Genomic DNA, 17,368 nt, shown 5'->3' with positions numbered 1-17,368 from the left:
ACTCCTTGTCGAGATTCAACATCTGTGCGCGACCTCGGCTTTTCAAGGGGAGAGGGGAGAGGGCCGTCAAGTCGTGGCGCAGAGGGGCGTCGGGGGTGAGCGAACGGGCGGCGCGAGCGTGCCAGGTGAAGGGGAGGGGTACAACGCGGATAAAAAAATCCCGGCGTCGTCGCAAGGACAAGGCCGGGTCATCAAACAAGGAATGGCTATATAAACAAAAGCTTTACAGCAAAGACTAACTACGGGGTGTGCAAACTTGCAGACAAATGAGAGGAAGAGGATGGGTGCACAATCCCTCGTCTCCCCCTCGGCAACTATTGCATGGCGGTCATGATAGTGTGATGCAGATCACAAAGCAAGATAATGGTGTAATTTTTCAGTCAAAATGAAAGTGTTTCACTATTTATGCCGATAATTCAGGCTGAAAACGCTTTTATTGTAATTTAATTACATGCTGCGCAGATCAAAAGTCATCAGATGGCTCCTGCTCTTCCATCAGCTCCAGCAGATTGATGGCCACGGCAATGAAGTCCGACTCGGTGACTATGCCTACCAGCTTGTGCCCTTTGAGTACCGGCAGGCAGCCATATTTGTGGCGCTGCAGATAGAGGGCCGCCTCCTTGATGCCGGCATGGGGATCCACGCTCGCCACCTGGCGGGTCATGATCTCGTCGAGCTGGACGCTGTCGGTGAACTCCGCCTCCCGCTCCGGATTGATCAGCAGCAGCTTGGATTCGCGGGTGGCCAGGATATCGGAGAGGGTGACCAGGCCCAGCAGATGATGGTGGTCGTCAACGATGGGAATATGGCGGATCCGCTCCTGCTGCATCAGGTCCATCGCCTGTTTGACGCTGTTTTCCGGACCCAGGGTGAAGGGGTGTTCAGTCATGATCTCGGATAGGGTCATCATGGTGGGCCTCCTTGTGTATCTGCTTTCACCCTAGCCCAGCCCCCTTCGGCAAAACATGATCAGGGTCAATACAAAACCTTAAAGGTTTCTTAACTGGCCCTGCTTCACATAATTGCTCGCTATCCCTTGTCTCTCTTGGGTTTTTGGTCTTTTGGGTTGCCTTGCAAGAGGGGGATAACTAGACTAGCCGCCGATTCCCCCGAGGTGAAAGATGCAAGTATCCGATTTTCATTTTGATCTGCCAGACGAGCTGATTGCCCGCTATCCGATGGCGGAGCGTACCGCCAGTCGTCTGCTGCAGCTCGACGGTCAAACCGGCGCCCTGCGCCACGGTCAATTTGTCGATGTGCTGGACCAGCTCAACCCCGGTGATCTGCTGGTGTTCAACAATACCCGGGTCATCCCTGCGCGCATGTTTGGCCAGAAGGCCAGCGGCGGCAAGCTGGAGGTGCTGGTGGAACGCATCCTGGACGAGCACAGCGTGCTGGCGCACGTACGCTCATCCAAGTCGCCCAAGCCAGGCACCCGCCTGATCCTGGATGCCGGTGCCGACGGCGTGCCCGTCGAGGCCGAGATGCGCGCCCGCCACGACGCCCTGTTCGAGATCCACTTCCTGGACCCGCGCCCGGTGCTGGAGATCCTGGAAGCCATCGGCCACATGCCGCTGCCTCCCTATATCGATCGTCCCGACGAGGATGCCGACAAGGAGCGCTACCAGACCGTCTACAACCAGAAGCCGGGCGCCGTGGCGGCGCCGACCGCCGGCCTGCACTTCGACGAGCCGCTGCTGGAGAAAATTCGTGCCAAGGGCGTGGAAACGGCCTTCGTCACCCTGCACGTGGGGGCGGGCACCTTCCAGCCGGTGCGGGTGGACAAGATTGAAGATCACCACATGCACTCGGAATATGCCGAAGTGCCGCAGGAGGTGGTGGACGCCATCGCGGCGACCCGTGCCCGCGGCGGCCGGGTGATTGCGGTGGGGACTACCTCGGTACGTTCGCTCGAGAGCGCGGCCAAGGTAACCCTGGCCCAGGGCAAGCCGCTGGCGCCGTTTTTCAGCGACACCGACATCTTCATCTTCCCGGGTTACCAGTTCCAGGTGGTCGATGCCATGGTCACCAACTTCCATCTGCCCGAGTCGACCCTGATCATGCTGGTCAGCGCCTTTGCCGGCTATGACAACGTGATGGCTGCCTATCAGGCCGCCGTGGCCGAGCAGTATCGTTTCTTCAGCTACGGGGACGCCATGTTCGTCACCCGTCGCCGGGCAGCAGCTTAAGCGGCTGCCCTTCAGAAGCCGTTCAGGACCTGATCGTCAGGATCCCGGCCGGCTTCTTGTACCGGGCCGGTGCGGCCCTACTATTTGTCAGACTGTTTCTCTGACTGAAACCGAGGTAGCAATGAAATTTGAACTGAAAACCACCGACGGCCGTGCCCGTCGCGGTCAGCTGGTATTCGAGCGCGGCACCGTGCAGACCCCGGCCTTCATGCCGGTCGGCACCTACGGCACCGTCAAGGGGATGACCCCGGAAGAGGTACGTGAAACTGGTGCCCAGATCCTGCTTGGCAACACTTTCCACCTTTGGCTGCGTCCGGGCCAGGAAGTGATGCGCGCCCACGGCGATCTGCATGACTTCATGAACTGGCAGGGCCCGATCCTGACCGACTCCGGCGGTTTCCAGGTGTTCAGCCTGGGGCATATCCGCAAGATCACCGAGGCGGGGGTGCACTTCCGTCACCCCATCAACGGCGAGAAGATCTTCCTCGACCCCGAGAAATCCATGGAGATCCAGTACGATCTGGGCTCCGACATCGTGATGATCTTCGATGAGTGCACGCCGTACCCGGCCACTTACGAAGAGGCGCGCAAGTCCATGGAGATGTCCCTGCGCTGGGGTAAGCGTTCGCGCGACAAGTTCGATGCGCTCGGCAACAAGAACGCCCTGTTCGGCATCATCCAGGGTTCCGTGTACGAAGATCTGCGGGATGTGTCGCTGGACGGTCTCTTGGAGATCGGTTTCGACGGTTACGCGGTCGGCGGTCTGGCGGTGGGTGAGCCCAAGGAAGACATGCATCGCATCCTCGAGCACGTCTGCCCGAAAATTCCGGCCGACAAGCCACGCTACCTGATGGGGGTGGGCAAGCCGGAAGATCTGGTGGAAGGGGTGCGCCGCGGTATCGACATGTTCGACTGCGTGATGCCGACCCGCAACGCCCGCAACGGCCACCTGTTCACCACCGACGGGGTGGTCAAGATCCGCAACGCCAAGTATCGCGAGGATACCAGCACCCTGGATGCCGATTGCGATTGCTACACCTGCAAGAACTACACCCGCAGTTATCTGTACCATCTGGACAAGTGCAACGAGATCCTCGGTGCCCGTCTGAACACCATTCACAACCTGCGTTATTACCAGCGTGTGATGCAGGGTTTGCGGGACGCGATCGAGCAGGGTAAATTAGACGACTTTGTAACTGAGTTTTACCGTCGGCAAGGGAAGCCCGTGCCTCCGTTAGCTGAAAATGACGTGAAATAACAACGATTTATAAGCTAGTTATCAAATTTACATCAATAAGAGGTTGTTAAATGAGCATTATCTCCAAGGCATATGCAGAAGGCGCGGCTCCGGCGGCACAGGGTGGTGGTATGGAAATGATCATCATGCTGGCCGTGTTCGGTCTCATCTTCTACTTCATGATCTATCGTCCCCAGGCCAAACGTGCCAAGGATCACCGCAACCTGATGAGTTCCCTCTCCAAGGGTGACGAAGTGCTCACTTCCGGCGGCCTGGTCGGCAAGATCGCCAAGGTTTCCGCCGACAGCGAATACATTGTGCTGTCCCTGAACGATCAGACCCAGGTCACCATCAAGCGTGATTTCGTCTCTGCCGTTCTGCCCAAGGGTTCTATCCAGTCCCTCTAATCTCCCGAGGAGCACAGCGTGTTAAATCGCTATCCGCTGTGGAAATACCTGATGGTGATCGTGGTGATCGCCATCGGTTTTCTATATGCAGCCCCCAATCTTTACGGCGAAGACCCGGCCTTGCAGATCTCTGCCAGCCGGGGTGCCGAAGTCAAGCTTGATACCCTTGACCTGGTGAAAGCGACTCTCGATGAGGCGAAGATCCCGGTCAAGCATGCGGCGTTCGAACACGGCTTCATTCTGATTCGTTTCAAGAACACCGAAGAGCAGCTCAAGGCGCGCGATCTGGTCGCCAACAAGCTGGGTGACAACTTCATCACCGCACTCAACCTGGCGCCTTCCACCCCTGCCTGGCTCGAAGCCATTGGTGCCAACCCGCTCAAGCTGGGTCTGGACCTGCGTGGCGGCGTGCACTTCCTGATGGAAGTGGACATGGCCGAAGCGCTGGCCAAGCAGCAGGAGCAGATGGTGCAGGATTTCCGCTCCGAGCTGCGTACCCAGAAGATCCGTTACTCCGGCGTGCGCCGGGTCGGTGATCAGGTACAGGTGGTCTTCCGCGACGAAGCCGATCAGAGCAAGGCGGTCTCCTTCCTGCGTCGTCAGAACCCGGATCTCACCTTCACCACCGAGCAAAAGGGGGACGAGTTCGTCCTGCTGGCCTCCTTAAGTGAAGCCAAGGTCAAGGAGGTGAAGAAGTACGCCCTCGAGCAGAACATCACCATCATCCGCAACCGGGTGAACGAACTGGGTGTAGCCGAGCCGCTGGTACAACAGCAGGGTGCCGAGCGCATCGTGGTGGAACTGCCTGGTATTCAGGACACCGCCCGTGCCAAGGAGATCCTGGGCGCGACCGCGACCCTGGAATTCCACATGGTCGATGAGACCGCCGACATCCAGGCTGCAGCCGACGGTCGCGTACCGCCGAGCTCCAAGGTCTACAACGATCGCAACGGTCGTCCGGTGGTGCTGCAAAAGCGCATCATCCTGACCGGTGACCACATCGTGGGTGCCCAGTCCGGTTTCGACGAATACAGCCGTCCCCAGGTCAACATCAAGCTCGATGGCCAGGGTGGCAACAAGATGGCCAACTTTACCAAGGACAACGTCGGTAAGGGCATGGCCACCGTATTCATCGAATACAAGCCGGTCGGTCAGCCGGGTCCGGACGGCAAGCGCAAGTTCCGCAAGCAGGAGGAGGTGATCAACGTCGCCACCATCCAGTCGCGCCTTGGCAGCCAGTTCCGCATCACCGGCATCGACAACGCCAACGAAGCCCACAACCTGGCGCTGCTGCTGCGTGCCGGTGCGCTGATCGCCCCGATCCAGATCGTGGAAGAGCGCACCATTGGCCCGAGCCTGGGTCAGCAGAACATCGACAGCGGTATGGAAGCCATCGGCTGGGCCATGCTGGTGATCGTGCTGTTCATGGGGATCTACTACCGTGCCTTCGGTTGGGTGGCCAACATTGCTCTCTCGATGAACCTGGTGCTGATCGTCGGCATCATGTCGATGATCCCGGGGGCCACCATGACCCTGCCGGGCATCGCCGGTATCGTGCTGACGCTGGGCATGGCGGTGGACGCCAACGTGCTGATCTACGAGCGCATTCGTGAAGAGATCCGCAACGGCCGCGGCGTGCAGCAGGCGATCCATCTGGGCTTTGATCGGGCATTCTCGACCATCGCCGACTCCAACATCACCTCGCTTATCACCTGTGTGATCCTGTTCGGTATCGGTACCGGCGCCATCAAGGGCTTCGCCCTGACGCTGGGGATTGGTCTGAGTGCGTCCATGTTTACCGCCATCACGGTATCCCGCGCCATCATCAACCTGGCCTGGGGTGGTCGGCGCCTCGACAAGCTGCCGATCTAAGGAAGAGACATGTTTCAGATTCTACATTTTGAAAAGCCCATCCCCTTCATGCGCTTTGCCAAGCCGGGTGTGGTCTTCTCTACTCTGCTGATGGTTATCTCCCTGTTCTTCCTGTTCGATCGGGGTCTGAACTGGGGTCTGGACTTTACCGGCGGCACCACCATCGAGGTGGGCTTCCAGCAGTCGGTGAGCCTGGAGAAGATGCATGAGGTGCTGGACGAGCAGAAGATTGAAGGGGCGACCCTGCAACACTTCGGCTCCAGCCGTGACGTGCTGGTGCGCCTGACCCCGAAAGAGGGGGTCAAGGTGGAGCAGCAGGGCAACGAGGTGCTGGCGGCCGCCAAGGTGATCGATCAGGGCGCCGTGCTCAAGCGCGTGGAGTTCGTCGGCCCCTCCGTGGGTGACGAGCTGGCGACGGACGGTGCGCTGGCCATGCTGGCCTCCATCATCTGCATCATGATCTACGTGGCGGTACGCTTCGAGTGGCGTCTGGCCATGGGCGGCATCCTCTCCTTGGTGCACGACGTGGTGATCACCCTGGGCGTCTTCGCCTACTTCCAGTACGAATTCGACCTGACCGTGCTGGCGGCCTTGATGACGCTCGTGGGTTACTCCCTGAACGACACCATAGTGGTGTTCGACCGCCTGCGGGAGAACTTTCGCAAGGTGCGCAAGGGGGATACCGAGTACATCCTGGATCTCTCCATGACCGAGACTCTGAGCCGGACCATCATCACCTCCGGCCTGACCTTCGTGGTGGTGCTGGCGCTGCTGCTCAAGGGCGGTCCGCTGATCCACGGTTTCTCGGTGGCCATGGTGATCGGTGTGGCGTTTGGTACCTACTCCTCCATCTATGTGGCGAGCTCGTTCGCCATGTTCTTCGGGGTCAAGCGGGAGCACATGCTGCCGACCCAGGTGGAGAAAGAGGGGGCGGATCAGCAAGAGATCCTGCCGTAAATGACAAGGGCGCCACGAGGCGCCCTTTCTCTTATCATCCGGGTGAGCCATTATGACGGTTTCACCCACGGCCATTGGCCAAGAGGCAAGGAGCAAGCCATGCAACACAATCCCCGTTTTCTGGCGCTGGTAGAGGCCATTCGCCCCCATGTGCAGGAGACCGACGTGCACCAGATCAAGCGCTGGCAGGAGGAGGGGCGTACCTTTCACCTGGTCGACGTGCGGGAAGAGAGCGAGTGGGCCAGGGGCCATCTGCCGGGCGCGACCTACCTCGGGCGCGGGGTGATCGAGCGGGATATCGAGACTCGTTATCCGGATCCCGACACCGAGCTCTACCTCTATTGTGGTGGCGGTTTTCGCTCCATTCTGGTGGCGGAGAACCTGCAGAAGATGGGCTACGGCCGGGTGGTCAGCGTGGATGGTGGCTTTCGGGGCTGGTGTGATGCCGGATACCCTGTCGAATCCTGATTTATTTGAGGGAGAGAGGCTCAGCCACATGACAAAGTGTCGGCTGACCTTTACCATATGCCGGGTCAAGCGTAAGCGTCGGAGTGTTCATTGAACGTCAGGAAAGGGATTGGATACCTCCTTGGTATCCTGTTGCTGCTCCCCATGTGGGGTTGCAGCAGTAGCAGTCAGGTTCAAACGCCTCAAGTTCCCAAGCCGCAACCCGCTTCACTGGTATTGGCGACCCCCCTGCAGGTCTCTTACCAGAGCGAGTTGGCGTTGGCGCGACTCGGGCAGATGCTTAGTGAGATGGAATTGACCACCGAGCAACGGGCCGAACTGTTTTATGAGCGTGCTGTCGTGTTTGACCGGGTAGGCTTGCGCTCTCTGGCGCGGCTGGATTTCAACCGCGCCCTGCGGGAGAAGCCGGATTTCGCCGAAGCCTACAACTTCATCGGCGTCTATCTGGTGCAACAGCAGAATTATGACGAAGCCTACGAGGCATTTGATTCCGCCCTCGAGCTGGCTCCCGATTATGACTATGCCTATCTGAACCGCGGTATTGCGCTCTATTACGGCAATCGCCCCGAGCTGGCCGCGGCCGATATGAAGCGCTTCTACGAGGCGCAGCCGGAAGATCCCTACCGGGTGATCTGGCTCTATCTGGCCGAGCAGAAGCTCAATGCGCCGGCCGCCATGAGCCGGATGCGCGAGCGGCTCAACAAGTATGACGACGACGCCTGGAACTGGGATCTGGTACGCCTCTATACCGGCGAACTCAACGCCACCCAGTTGATGGGCAACGTGGTGAAAGGGGTGAAGGACAACCGGGAGCTCGCCGAGCGCCTGTGCGAAACCTACTTCTACCTCGGTAAGTTCGAGCTGGCCAGGGGCAACCGCAAGGAGGCCATCAGCTACTTCAAGCTGGCGCTGGCCAACAACGTGTATGACTTCATCGAGCACAGATATGCCCTGCTCGAGCTGGAGCTGATGGCGCGCAAACCCCTGCCGCCCGGCGCCCAGAGTGCTCAGGGCAAGAGCAGCAAGCAGGCATCCTGATCCTGCTGGTTGTCGCTGCTTTGAACGATATAGAAAAGGCCTCATAGCGAGGCCTTTTTGCTGTTTGGGTGTCAGGCTTTACGGTGCCATTGCATCGGCATCGGCATCGGCATCGGCCAGTGACCACCGTGCCCGCCCGCCAGTAAGGCCGTAATTACTGCGCCAGCATCATGCCGGGGATTTGGCGCCAGTAGCCGTTGCAGTCCCGCTCCTGCTGCAGGGGCAGGGGGGCCTGACCCCGTTCGTTGGCCTTGAAGCGATCCAGCATCGTCAGGGTATCCAACCCCTCGGGGGAGAGCCGTACCACATCCACCAAACCCTCCATGCCGGCCAGATCGTTGCCCAGGTTGTAGCAGTAACCGGACTGGGTCTGGATGCCGTTGAGGTTGAACACCTTCTGCCCCTCGCGACTGCTGGCAAGCCTACCGGTGGGGTAGTCGATGCAGGCCAGTTCGCAGTTGTCCTTGGGCCGGTCGAGGGAGCGGGCGGTGAAGCAGCGCGCCGAGTAGGCGAGCGGCAGGTGGCCGTAGGCGAACACCTCCACCTCGAACTGCTGGCGGGCACTGCCCAGATCCTGATTGAGCTGCACCAGCCAGTCGCGGGACAGCTCCACCGGCATCACCCAGCGCTGCATCCCCTGTTTGAGCAGCATGCGCAGCACGTCGGCGTTGTAGGCGTTGATGGCGGGGCCGCAGACGAACGGCAGCCCGGCTTCGCTGGCGAGCTGGACTGCCCCCAGATCGTTGGCCTCGATCATCAGCTCACCGTTGTCGACCAGCCGCTTGACCTCCTTGAGCTCGGAGGGGGCGGAGATGAGCGCCAGCGTGGAGAGCACCGCCTGCTTGCCTGAGCCGGCCACCTGGCGGGCGAGGGCAATCCAGTCATCCACTTTCAGTTCGCGGCGCTTGCTGCAGACGGTTTCCCCCAGATAGACGATGTCGGCCTGGCTTTGGGCGGCCGCCTGATAGAAGCCATGGGTGTCGGCCTTGGGCCAGTAGAAGAGCAGGGGGCCGAGAGAGAATTTCATGAACAGGGCTCCTTATTGCCATTGGCGATGATAGGCGCCGAGGGTGGTCTGGCTCCCCTCGGAGACGCGGGCGAGCTGGGCATCCCAGTCGGCCTTGACCTGATAGGCTTCCGGGTTGGCTTGATAGGCGTCGATGGCGGCGCGCCAGACCCGGGTGACCTGCTCCACGTAGGCGGGGCTGCGTTGGCGTCCTTCGATCTTGACCGACTGGATACCGGTCTGGAACAGCTCGGGCAAGAGGCCAAGGGTGTTGAGGCTGGTGGGCTCCTCCAGCGCGTGGTAGGTCTGGCCATCCACCTCGAAGCGGCCCTTGCACAGGGTCGGGTAGCCGGCGTTTTCCCCCGGGCCGTAACGGTCGATCAGCACCTCGTTGAGGCGAGACTCGAGGCCGCTCGGGGTCTCCTCCCAGCGCACGAACTTGGCCGGTGAGCAGGCGCCGACGGTATTGGGGCTCTCGCCGGTCATGTAGGAGGAGAGGTAGCAGCGCCCCTCCGCCATGATGCAGAGGCTGCCGAAGGCGAACACCTCGAGGCCGACGTCGGTCTCGCGGGCCAGCTGCCTCACCTGATGCATGGAGAGGACGCGGGGCAACACCACCCGACCGACGTTGAAGTGCTGCTGGTAGAAGCGGATGGCGGCGGCGTTGGTGGCACTGGCCTGCACCGAGACGTGCAGCTCCAGATCCGGGTAGCGGCGGCTGGCATAATCGAGCACGGCGAGATCGGCGATGATCAGAGCATCGGCTCCCAGTGCGGCGCCCTTGTCCACCGCCTGCTGCCAGCGGGCATCGGAGCCCGGGTGGGCGAAGGTGTTGATGGCGATGTGCAGCTTGCGGCCATGTTGATGCACGTAGTCGACCGCTTTCTCCAGCTTGCTGTCGGTGAAGTTGAGCCCGGCGAAATGGCGGGCGTTGGTGTCATCCTTGAAGCCGATATAGACGGCATCGGCCCCGTTATCCACGGCTGTTTTCAGTGCCGGCAGACTGCCTGCCGGACAGAGTAATTCCATCGGTACGCTCCGAGAGGGCAAAAATGCAAAAAAGTGGCCCGATTGTATTCACCGGCGTCCTTCCACTTTTTGACCTGAGGCAGCTTTGTGTGGCTTTACCTTTCTTGAGGTAAGTGGGCACAAGTTTGATTTCCAACAGGATCATGGCGCCGACCCTGTGTTTGAATGCGCAAAAAATTGGGAGTTTATCGTGTTCAAACAACTGCAGCATCGCCTGGTCGAACAGGCCCCCCGCTTCTTGCGCCATCCCCTCAAGCTGGTGCCCTTTGCCCTGCAACAGCATCTGATGGAGCGCCTGCTCGCCAGCGTCTTCAGGGAGGCCATCGCCGATGGCGACTTTGCATTTCTGGCCGGCAAGTGGCTCAAGGTCGAGGTATCGGATCTCGAGCTGTGCTGGTTCATCAGCGAGCAGGAGGGCAAGCTGGTGGTGGCCCATCACTGTGAACAGGCCGATGTCTGCTTTAGCGGCAGCAGCAACGATCTCATCCTGATCGCCGGTCGCAAGGAAGACCCCGATTCCCTCTTCTTCCAGCGCAAGCTGAAGATTGAAGGCAATACCGAGCTGGGACTGGAGGTGAAAAACCTGATGGACAGCCTGGATCTGGACGGGTTGCCGAGCCTGGTGCGCTATCCGCTGATGGATCTCGCCACCTTTATCGAGCAGGCCGGGGCCAGCTCAGCGCAATAGGCGCATTCTGCGACGGCGGGTGGGGTGGCGTCTCAGCTGTGAGGCGAGCCCTTCGGCATGATGGCGATAGTGGTTGCGGGCCCACAGGCAGCGCAGGGCCCAGAGGCAGGGCAGCAGCGCCAGCAGGGCACCGGCACCTTGCTGGCGTGACAACAGCAGACCCAGCACCAGCCAGAGGAAAGGTTGGGCCTCGTAGAGCCACTCCGGTTGCAGCCAGACCTTGTTTGGGAAGATGACCAGATCGGTGCGCCGATAGCTGGAGCGCATCATCCAGCTGGCGGCCCCGGCGACAAACAGCAGGCCCCCCGCCAGCCAGAGCAGCGGGGAGTGGCTGAGCGCGATGATGCCGATGGCTGCCAGCAGATAGCAGGCCGGCAGCTTCTCATAAAGCCAGCGCGGGCACATGTGGTCTCCCCTCTTTCACCTTCCCATCCTCCAAGTTTAGCCCGCCCTTGTGCCCACCTCATGCCGCTTTGTTCTACAAACCGGCGCGATAGTTGTGAAATGGAGCGCCATTTACGGTGCCAAAATAGCGATTGGCTATGTTACAATTGCGCGCCATTTTTGACTGAAGATTGACTGGGCATGTTGGATCAGATTCGTATCGTGTTGGTAAACACCTCTCACACCGGCAACATGGGGTCTGCGGCACGCGCCATGAAGACCATGGGCTTGAGTCAGATGGTGCTGGTTGATCCGCAAGCCCTGCCCGATGGCAATGCCAATGCATTGGCTGCCGGTGCCAGCGACATCCTGGCCAATGCCCGTGTCGTGGCGACGCTGGATGAAGCCATCGCCGATTGCGGCCTGGTGATCGGTACCAGTGCCCGTTCCCGCACCCTGAGCTGGCCCATGCTGGATCCCCGCGAAGCGGGCGAGAAGCTGGTGGCCGAGGGGATGCAGCATCCGGTGGCGCTGGTGTTTGGCCGTGAACGTACCGGCCTCACCAACGACGAGTTGCAAAAGTGCCACTACCATGTGGCCATCCCGGCCAATCCCGAGTACAGCTCTCTCAATCTGGCCATGGCGGTGCAGACCCTCTGCTATGAGGTGCGAATGCACTGGCTTCAGCAGCAAGAGCAAGCCGTCGACAGCGAAATGACAGTGGAGTATCCCAGTGCCGAGCAACTGGAAGGCTTCTATCAGCATCTGGAACAGACGCTGCTCAAGACCGGTTTCATCACCGATGACCACCCGGGGCAGGTGATGAACAAGCTGCGTCGCCTGTTCAACCGGGCGCGTCCGGAGGCGGTGGAACTCAACATTCTGCGCGGCATTCTGACCTCGGTGCAAAAACCCAGGCCGCAGGATTAAACCCGACTGAATTACTCAACCATATACTTGACTGATTTAGTCGGGTATGTGACCATATGCCCATATTGATTGGTTCGCAAGACGGTAAGGCATATGAGACTGACCTCAAAAGGACGTTACGCTGTGACTGCCATGCTCGACGTGGCGTTGCATGCAGAGCAGGGGCCCGTGCCCCTGGCTGATATTTCAGAACGCCAGGGCATCTCCTTGTCCTATCTGGAGCAACTGTTTGCCCGCCTGCGCAAGCATGGCCTGGTAAGCAGCGTGCGTGGCCCAGGTGGCGGCTATCGCCTCGGTCTGGCCCCGAATGCTATCTCGGTCGGTCAGGTGATCACCGCGGTGGATGAATCGGTGGATGCCACCAAGTGCCTCGGCAAGGGTGGTTGCCACGGCGGCACCCAGTGTCTTACTCACTCCTTGTGGCGTGACCTGAGCGAGCGGATCTCCAGCTTCCTGGGGGATATCACCCTGGCCGAGCTGGTTGATCAGGCGGATGTGCGCCGCATTGCCGGCAAGCAAGACGAACAGATGAAAACCGTGTTGTCCCTGGTTGATCGGGCAGAACGCGGCGATGTGAGCTTGAAAGTCCAACTATAAACAAACGTGCTTTCCACAGCCGGTCGATGTATGACCCAGGCTGTAACGGAGAAAAACATGAAACTGCCTATTTACCTTGATTATTCGGCAACCTGTCCGGTGGACCCGCGTGTCGCAGAAAAAATGATGCAGTGTCTCACCATGGATGGCCTGTTCGGCAATCCAGCTTCCCGTTCCCACCGTTTCGGCTGGCAAGCCGAAGAGGCGGTTGACCTGGCCCGTAATCAAGTGGCAGAGCTGATCGGTGCCGACCCGCGCGAGATCGTCTTCACCTCCGGCGCCACCGAGTCCAACAACCTGGCCATCAAGGGCGTCGCCCACTTCTACGCCGGCAAGGGCAAGCACATCGTTACCTCCAAGACCGAGCACAAGGCGGTACTGGATACCTGCCGCCAGCTGGAGCGCGAAGGCTATGAGGTGACCTACCTCGAGCCGATGCCCAACGGCCTGTTCACTCTGGAACAGATCGAAGGCGCCCTGCGCGATGACACCATCCTGGTCAGCATCATGCACGTCAACAACGAGATCGGCGTGGTGCAGAACATTGCTGCCATCGGCGAGCTGTGCCGCTCCCGCAAGATCCTGCTGCACGTGGATGCAGTACAGAGCGTGGGTAAAATTCCGGTGGACGTGGAAGCGCTCAAGGTTGACCTGCTCTCCATGTCTGCTCACAAGGTATATGGCCCGAAAGGCATTGGTGCCCTCTACGTGCGCCGCAAGCCGCGTGTGCGCCTGGAAGCCCAGATGCACGGTGGTGGCCACGAGCGCGGCATGCGTTCCGGCACCCTGCCGACCCACCAGATCGTCGGCATGGGCGAAGCCTTCCGCATCGCCAAAGAAGAGATGGTGAGCGAAGGTCAACGCATCATGGCCCTGCGTCAGCGTCTGTGGGACGGCATCAAGGATATCGAAGAGGTCTACATCAACGGTGACCTGGAACAGCGCGTGCCGGGCAACCTCAACGTCAGCTTCGCCTATGTGGAAGGGGAATCCCTCATCATGGCGCTGAAGGATCTGGCTGTCTCCTCCGGCTCTGCCTGTACCTCGGCCAGCCTGGAGCCCTCCTACGTGCTGCGCGCCCTGGGCCTGAACGACGAGCTGGCGCACAGCTCCATCCGTTTCAGCATGGGTCGCTTCACCACCGAAGAAGAGATTGATTACGCAATCAAGCTTATCCGTGACTCCATCGGTCGTCTGCGCGAGATGTCTCCCCTGTGGGAGATGTACAAGGACGGCGTCGATCTGAACACGGTCGAATGGGCTCATCACTGATCCTTGCCAAGAGAGCAAGTGTTTGGTGAACAACGGAATTAGCAGGAGTTAGATATGGCTTACAGTGAAAAAGTAATCGACCACTACGAGAACCCCCGTAACGTAGGTGGCTTCGACAAGAACGATCCCAGCATCGCTACCGGCATGGTCGGTGCGCCGGCCTGTGGTGACGTGATGAAGCTGCAGCTGAAGATCAGCGACGACGGCATCATCGAAGATGCCAAGTTCAAGACCTATGGTTGTGGCTCCGCCATCGCCTCCAGCTCCCTGGTGACCGAGTGGGTCAAGGGCAAGACCCTGGACGAAGCAGCCGGCATCAAGAACACCGACATCGCCGAAGAGCTGGCGCTGCCGCCGGTGAAGATCCACTGCTCCATTCTGGCCGAGGATGCCATCAAGGCCGCCATTGCCGATTACAAGCAGAAGAAAGGTCTCTAAGGTCAGGAGCGCAGTATGGCCATTACCATGACAGATGCCGCAGCGGCACGGGTTTCCTCTTTTCTGGCCAACCGGGGCAAGGGCATCGGCCTGCGCCTCGGCGTCAAGACCACCGGCTGTTCCGGTCTTGCCTACGTGCTCGAATTTGTCGACGAGCTGGCGGATGAAGATCAGGTATTCGAGCAGGACGGCGTCAAGATCATCGTCGATGCCAAGAGCCTGATCCACCTGGATGGTACCCAGCTGGACTTCGTCAAGGAGGGCCTCAACGAGGGCTTCCAGTTCAACAACCCCAACGCCAAGGGCGAGTGTGGTTGCGGCGAAAGCTTCAGTGTCTGAGATGTTTGCTACACCTGATTGCGCATGCGTTGAACCGGCCGGCCACGGCCAGTTCAACCACGCCGTCCCGTTTGCCGAGGGCGAGCAGGACGGCGGTCGCATCAGGGTCTAAGAGGTCTGCATGAATCATTTCGAGCTGTTTGGGCTGGTGGAAGGCTTCGAGCTCGATACCCGTCAGTTGGCGGATACCTACCGTCAGTTGCAAACCCAGTTCCATCCCGATCGTTTTGCCACGGCTCCCGAGCGGGAACAGCTGGCCGCGGTGCAACGTGCCGCCCAGATCAACGATGCCTTCACTACCCTCAAGGCGCCCCTGCGCCGAGCCGAGTACCTGCTCTCCCTGCGTGGTACCGATATCCGCGGCGAGCAGCAGACGCTGCAAGATCCCGCCTTCCTGATGCAGCAACTGGAGTGGCGCGAGCGGCTGGCCGATCTGAAAGGCGCAGCCGACCCTGAGCGGGCCATCAAGGATTTTCGCCAGGAGATCAGGCATGATCACCAGCAGTTGATGCAACAGCTGACCCTGAGCCTCGCCACCGGCGATGATCAGAAGGCCGCTGACTGCGTTCGCAAGCTCAAGTTTGTCGACAAGCTCCTCGAGGAGCTGGAACGATTCGAAGACTCCCTGTTCGAGTCTTGATCCTTTAACGCTGGAAGTTTGATTACCCATGGCATTACTGCAAATCGCCGAGCCCGGCCAGAGCGCCGCACCTCATCAGCACAAGCGTGCCGTCGGCATCGACCTTGGCACCACCAACTCGCTGGTCGCCGCCGTGCGCAGCGGTCAGGCCGACACCCTCTGCGACGAGCAGGGGCGTGATCTGCTGCCCTCCGTCGTGCATTACCAGGCCGATACCATCCGGGTCGGCTTCGATGCCAAGCGCGAGGCCGCCCTCGATCCCCACAACACCATCGTCTCCGCCAAGCGGATGATGGGCAAGGCGCTGGCCGACATCGATACCCGCCAGCAGCCCTACGAATTCGTGGCGGCCGACAACGGCATGCCGCAGCTGCAGACCCGTCAGGGGTTGGTCAACCCGGTGCAGGTCTCGGCCGAGATCCTGAAAAAACTGGCCGAGCGGGGCGCCGCCGCCCTCGGTGGCGATCTTGACGGCGTGGTGATCACAGTGCCCGCCTATTTCGACGACGCCCAGCGTCAGGGCACCAAGGATGCGGCCAGACTGGCCGGTCTGCACGTGCTGCGCCTGCTCAATGAACCGACCGCCGCCGCCATCGCCTATGGCCTCGACTCCGGTCAGGAAGGGGTGGTCGCCGTCTATGACCTGGGTGGCGGTACCTTCGACATCTCCATTCTGCGTCTGCATCGCGGGGTGTTTGAGGTGATGGCCACCGGCGGCGACTCGGCCCTCGGTGGCGATGATTTCGATCACCTGCTGGCGGACTGGCTCAAAGAGCAAGCCGGGTTGTCCGGTCAGCTCGATGCCCGTACCCAGCGCGAGCTGCTGGACGCCGCCGCCGCCGTCAAGCACGGCCTCACCGATGCCGATGCCGTTGCCTGCGCCTTTGCCGGCTGGCAGGGCTCTGTCACCCGCAGCCAGTTTGACGAGCTGATCCAGCCGCTGGTCAAGCGCACCCTGCTGGCCTGTCGCCGCGCCCTGCGCGATGCGGGTCTCGAACAGGAGGATGTGTTGGAAGTGGTGATGGTCGGCGGCTCCACCCGGGTGCCGCTGGTGCGCGAGCTGGTGGGCGAGTTCTTCCAACGTACGCCATTGACCAGCATCGACCCGGACAAGGTGGTGGCCATCGGTGCCGCCATCCAGGCCGACATCCTGGTAGGCAACAAGCCCGATGCCGAGATGCTGCTGCTGGACGTCATTCCGCTCTCTCTTGGTCTTGAGACCATGGGCGGCCTCGCCGAGAAGGTGATCCCGCGCAACACCACCATTCCGGTGGCCCGCGCCCAGGAGTTCACCACCTTCAAGGATGGCCAGACTGCGATGGCGATCCACGTGGTGCAGGGCGAACGCGAGCTGGTGGCTGATTGCCGATCCTTGGCCCGCTTCACCCTGACTGGCATTCCGCCCATGGCGGCGGGGGCGGCCCATATCCGCGTCACCTTCCAGGTGGATGCGGACGGTCTGCTGTCGGTCAGCGCCATGGAGAAATCCTCCGGCGTGCAGGCCGAGATCCAGGTCAAGCCCTCCTACGGGCTGGGTGAGGATGACATCCTCAACATGCTGAGCGCCTCCATCGCCAATGCCCAGCAGGACATGGACGCCCGCATGCTGGCGGAGCAGCAGGTCGAGGCCGACCGGGTGGTCGAGAGCCTCAACGCCGCCCTGGCCGCCGATGGCGAGGCGCTGTTGAGCGCCGCCGAGCGGGCCGAGCTGGATGCTGCCATCGCCCATCTGCTGACCATGCGCAGCACGGGTACCACCAACCAGATCAAAGAGGCCATCGAGGCGGCGGACGCTGCCAGTGGTGAATTTGCAGCCCGCCGGATGGATGCCTCCATCCGCAAGGTGCTGACCGGACAAAACGTCAACAAGGTGTAAT

At 60.6% G+C, this 17,368-nt stretch carries 19 protein-coding genes; 15 read left to right on the top strand and 4 right to left on the bottom strand.

What is annotated here, in order from left to right; translation table 11 throughout:
- Window positions 1–463 precede the first annotated feature (463 nt).
- Entirely contained in the window at window positions 464–910 is a 447-nt protein-coding gene (locus tag ACB033_RS10235) for a CBS domain-containing protein (protein WP_017765922.1), read from the bottom strand.
- A gap of 211 nt (window positions 911–1,121) precedes the next feature.
- Here ACB033_RS10235 and queA point away from each other — a divergent pair, with 211 nt between their 5' ends.
- The 7 genes from queA to nlpI all read left to right on the top strand — a co-directional run bounded on the left by queA (window position 1,122) and on the right by nlpI (window position 8,168).
- The gene (gene queA / locus ACB033_RS10230; RefSeq protein ID WP_010634307.1) at window positions 1,122–2,189 is read left to right on the top strand and encodes a tRNA preQ1(34) S-adenosylmethionine ribosyltransferase-isomerase QueA; all 1,068 of its coding nucleotides are present in this window, start codon (window positions 1,122–1,124) and stop codon (window positions 2,187–2,189) included.
- A gap of 121 nt (window positions 2,190–2,310) precedes the next feature.
- The gene (gene tgt, locus ACB033_RS10225; protein WP_010634306.1) at window positions 2,311–3,447 is read left to right on the top strand and encodes a tRNA guanosine(34) transglycosylase Tgt; all 1,137 of its coding nucleotides are present in this window, start codon (window positions 2,311–2,313) and stop codon (window positions 3,445–3,447) included.
- A gap of 50 nt (window positions 3,448–3,497) precedes the next feature.
- Window positions 3,498–3,833, top strand: coding sequence for a preprotein translocase subunit YajC (yajC, locus tag ACB033_RS10220; protein WP_005299732.1), 336 nt, complete (start codon window positions 3,498–3,500; stop codon window positions 3,831–3,833).
- An 18-nt stretch (window positions 3,834–3,851) separates the two neighbouring features.
- On the top strand, window positions 3,852–5,705 hold the full coding sequence (gene secD / locus ACB033_RS10215; RefSeq protein ID WP_005299734.1) for a protein translocase subunit SecD: 1,854 nt from the start codon (window positions 3,852–3,854) through the stop codon (window positions 5,703–5,705).
- A 9-nt stretch (window positions 5,706–5,714) separates the two neighbouring features.
- Entirely contained in the window at window positions 5,715–6,662 is a 948-nt protein-coding gene (secF, locus tag ACB033_RS10210) for a protein translocase subunit SecF (protein WP_005299746.1), read from the top strand.
- Window positions 6,663–6,761: 99 nt separating this feature from the next.
- The gene (locus ACB033_RS10205) at window positions 6,762–7,130 is read left to right on the top strand and encodes a rhodanese-like domain-containing protein (protein WP_017765920.1); all 369 of its coding nucleotides are present in this window, start codon (window positions 6,762–6,764) and stop codon (window positions 7,128–7,130) included.
- 90 nt (window positions 7,131–7,220) lie between these two features.
- Window positions 7,221–8,168: a lipoprotein NlpI gene (nlpI, locus tag ACB033_RS10200; RefSeq protein WP_005299750.1), complete on the top strand. Its 948-nt coding sequence runs from the start codon at window positions 7,221–7,223 to the stop codon at window positions 8,166–8,168.
- Between the two features lie 154 nt (window positions 8,169–8,322).
- Here the strand turns inward: nlpI and ACB033_RS10195 are convergent, their stop codons facing one another.
- Together ACB033_RS10195 and ACB033_RS10190 are read right to left on the bottom strand one after the other, a co-directional pair.
- On the bottom strand, window positions 8,323–9,195 hold the full coding sequence (locus ACB033_RS10195; RefSeq protein WP_139724612.1) for a U32 family peptidase: 873 nt from the start codon (window positions 9,193–9,195) through the stop codon (window positions 8,323–8,325).
- Between the two features lie 12 nt (window positions 9,196–9,207).
- Window positions 9,208–10,203, bottom strand: a complete 996-nt coding sequence (locus ACB033_RS10190) for a peptidase U32 family protein (RefSeq protein WP_139724614.1) — start codon at window positions 10,201–10,203, stop codon at window positions 9,208–9,210.
- Between the two features lie 190 nt (window positions 10,204–10,393).
- Between ACB033_RS10190 and ACB033_RS10185 the strand changes: the two genes are divergently transcribed.
- Complete coding sequence (locus ACB033_RS10185) at window positions 10,394–10,891, top strand: SCP2 domain-containing protein (protein WP_139724616.1); 498 nt, start codon at window positions 10,394–10,396, stop codon at window positions 10,889–10,891.
- On the opposite strand, the gene ACB033_RS10180 is transcribed toward ACB033_RS10185, so the two are convergent.
- Complete coding sequence (locus tag ACB033_RS10180) at window positions 10,880–11,296, bottom strand: hypothetical protein (RefSeq protein ID WP_010634300.1); 417 nt, start codon at window positions 11,294–11,296, stop codon at window positions 10,880–10,882. The two genes, ACB033_RS10185 and ACB033_RS10180, sit on opposite strands and share 12 nt — an antisense overlap.
- A gap of 180 nt (window positions 11,297–11,476) precedes the next feature.
- Between ACB033_RS10180 and trmJ the strand changes: the two genes are divergently transcribed.
- The 7 genes from trmJ (at window position 11,477) to hscA (ending at window position 17,367) form a co-directional block, all read left to right on the top strand.
- Window positions 11,477–12,205 carry a tRNA (cytosine(32)/uridine(32)-2'-O)-methyltransferase TrmJ gene (gene trmJ / locus ACB033_RS10175; protein WP_117404188.1) on the top strand — a complete coding sequence of 243 codons (729 nt, stop codon included), beginning with the start codon at window positions 11,477–11,479 and terminating at the stop codon, window positions 12,203–12,205.
- Between the two features lie 93 nt (window positions 12,206–12,298).
- Window positions 12,299–12,802 (top strand): Fe-S cluster assembly transcriptional regulator IscR, encoded by a 504-nt coding sequence (gene iscR / locus ACB033_RS10170; protein WP_011705634.1) that lies wholly within the window; start codon window positions 12,299–12,301, stop codon window positions 12,800–12,802.
- 57 nt (window positions 12,803–12,859) lie between these two features.
- Window positions 12,860–14,074: an IscS subfamily cysteine desulfurase gene (locus ACB033_RS10165; RefSeq protein WP_005299763.1), complete on the top strand. Its 1,215-nt coding sequence runs from the start codon at window positions 12,860–12,862 to the stop codon at window positions 14,072–14,074.
- A gap of 54 nt (window positions 14,075–14,128) precedes the next feature.
- Window positions 14,129–14,512 carry a Fe-S cluster assembly scaffold IscU gene (gene iscU, locus ACB033_RS10160; protein ID WP_005299770.1) on the top strand — a complete coding sequence of 128 codons (384 nt, stop codon included), beginning with the start codon at window positions 14,129–14,131 and terminating at the stop codon, window positions 14,510–14,512.
- Between the two features lie 15 nt (window positions 14,513–14,527).
- On the top strand, window positions 14,528–14,851 hold the full coding sequence (iscA, locus tag ACB033_RS10155; RefSeq protein WP_005299772.1) for an iron-sulfur cluster assembly protein IscA: 324 nt from the start codon (window positions 14,528–14,530) through the stop codon (window positions 14,849–14,851).
- A gap of 121 nt (window positions 14,852–14,972) precedes the next feature.
- Window positions 14,973–15,491, top strand: coding sequence for a co-chaperone HscB (hscB, locus tag ACB033_RS10150; RefSeq protein WP_139724618.1), 519 nt, complete (start codon window positions 14,973–14,975; stop codon window positions 15,489–15,491).
- A gap of 28 nt (window positions 15,492–15,519) precedes the next feature.
- A complete protein-coding gene (gene hscA, locus ACB033_RS10145; RefSeq protein ID WP_139724620.1) occupies window positions 15,520–17,367 on the top strand; it encodes a Fe-S protein assembly chaperone HscA in 1,848 nt (615 codons plus the stop codon).
- Window position 17,368: the final 1 nt, after the last annotated feature.

Source organism: Aeromonas sp. S15(2024) (assembly GCF_041402265.1).
GTDB classification, from domain to species: domain Bacteria; phylum Pseudomonadota; class Gammaproteobacteria; order Enterobacterales; family Aeromonadaceae; genus Aeromonas; species Aeromonas dhakensis.
The sequence above is the reverse complement of the archived record's forward strand: the minus strand, read 5'-3'. Positions and strand labels throughout refer to the sequence as shown.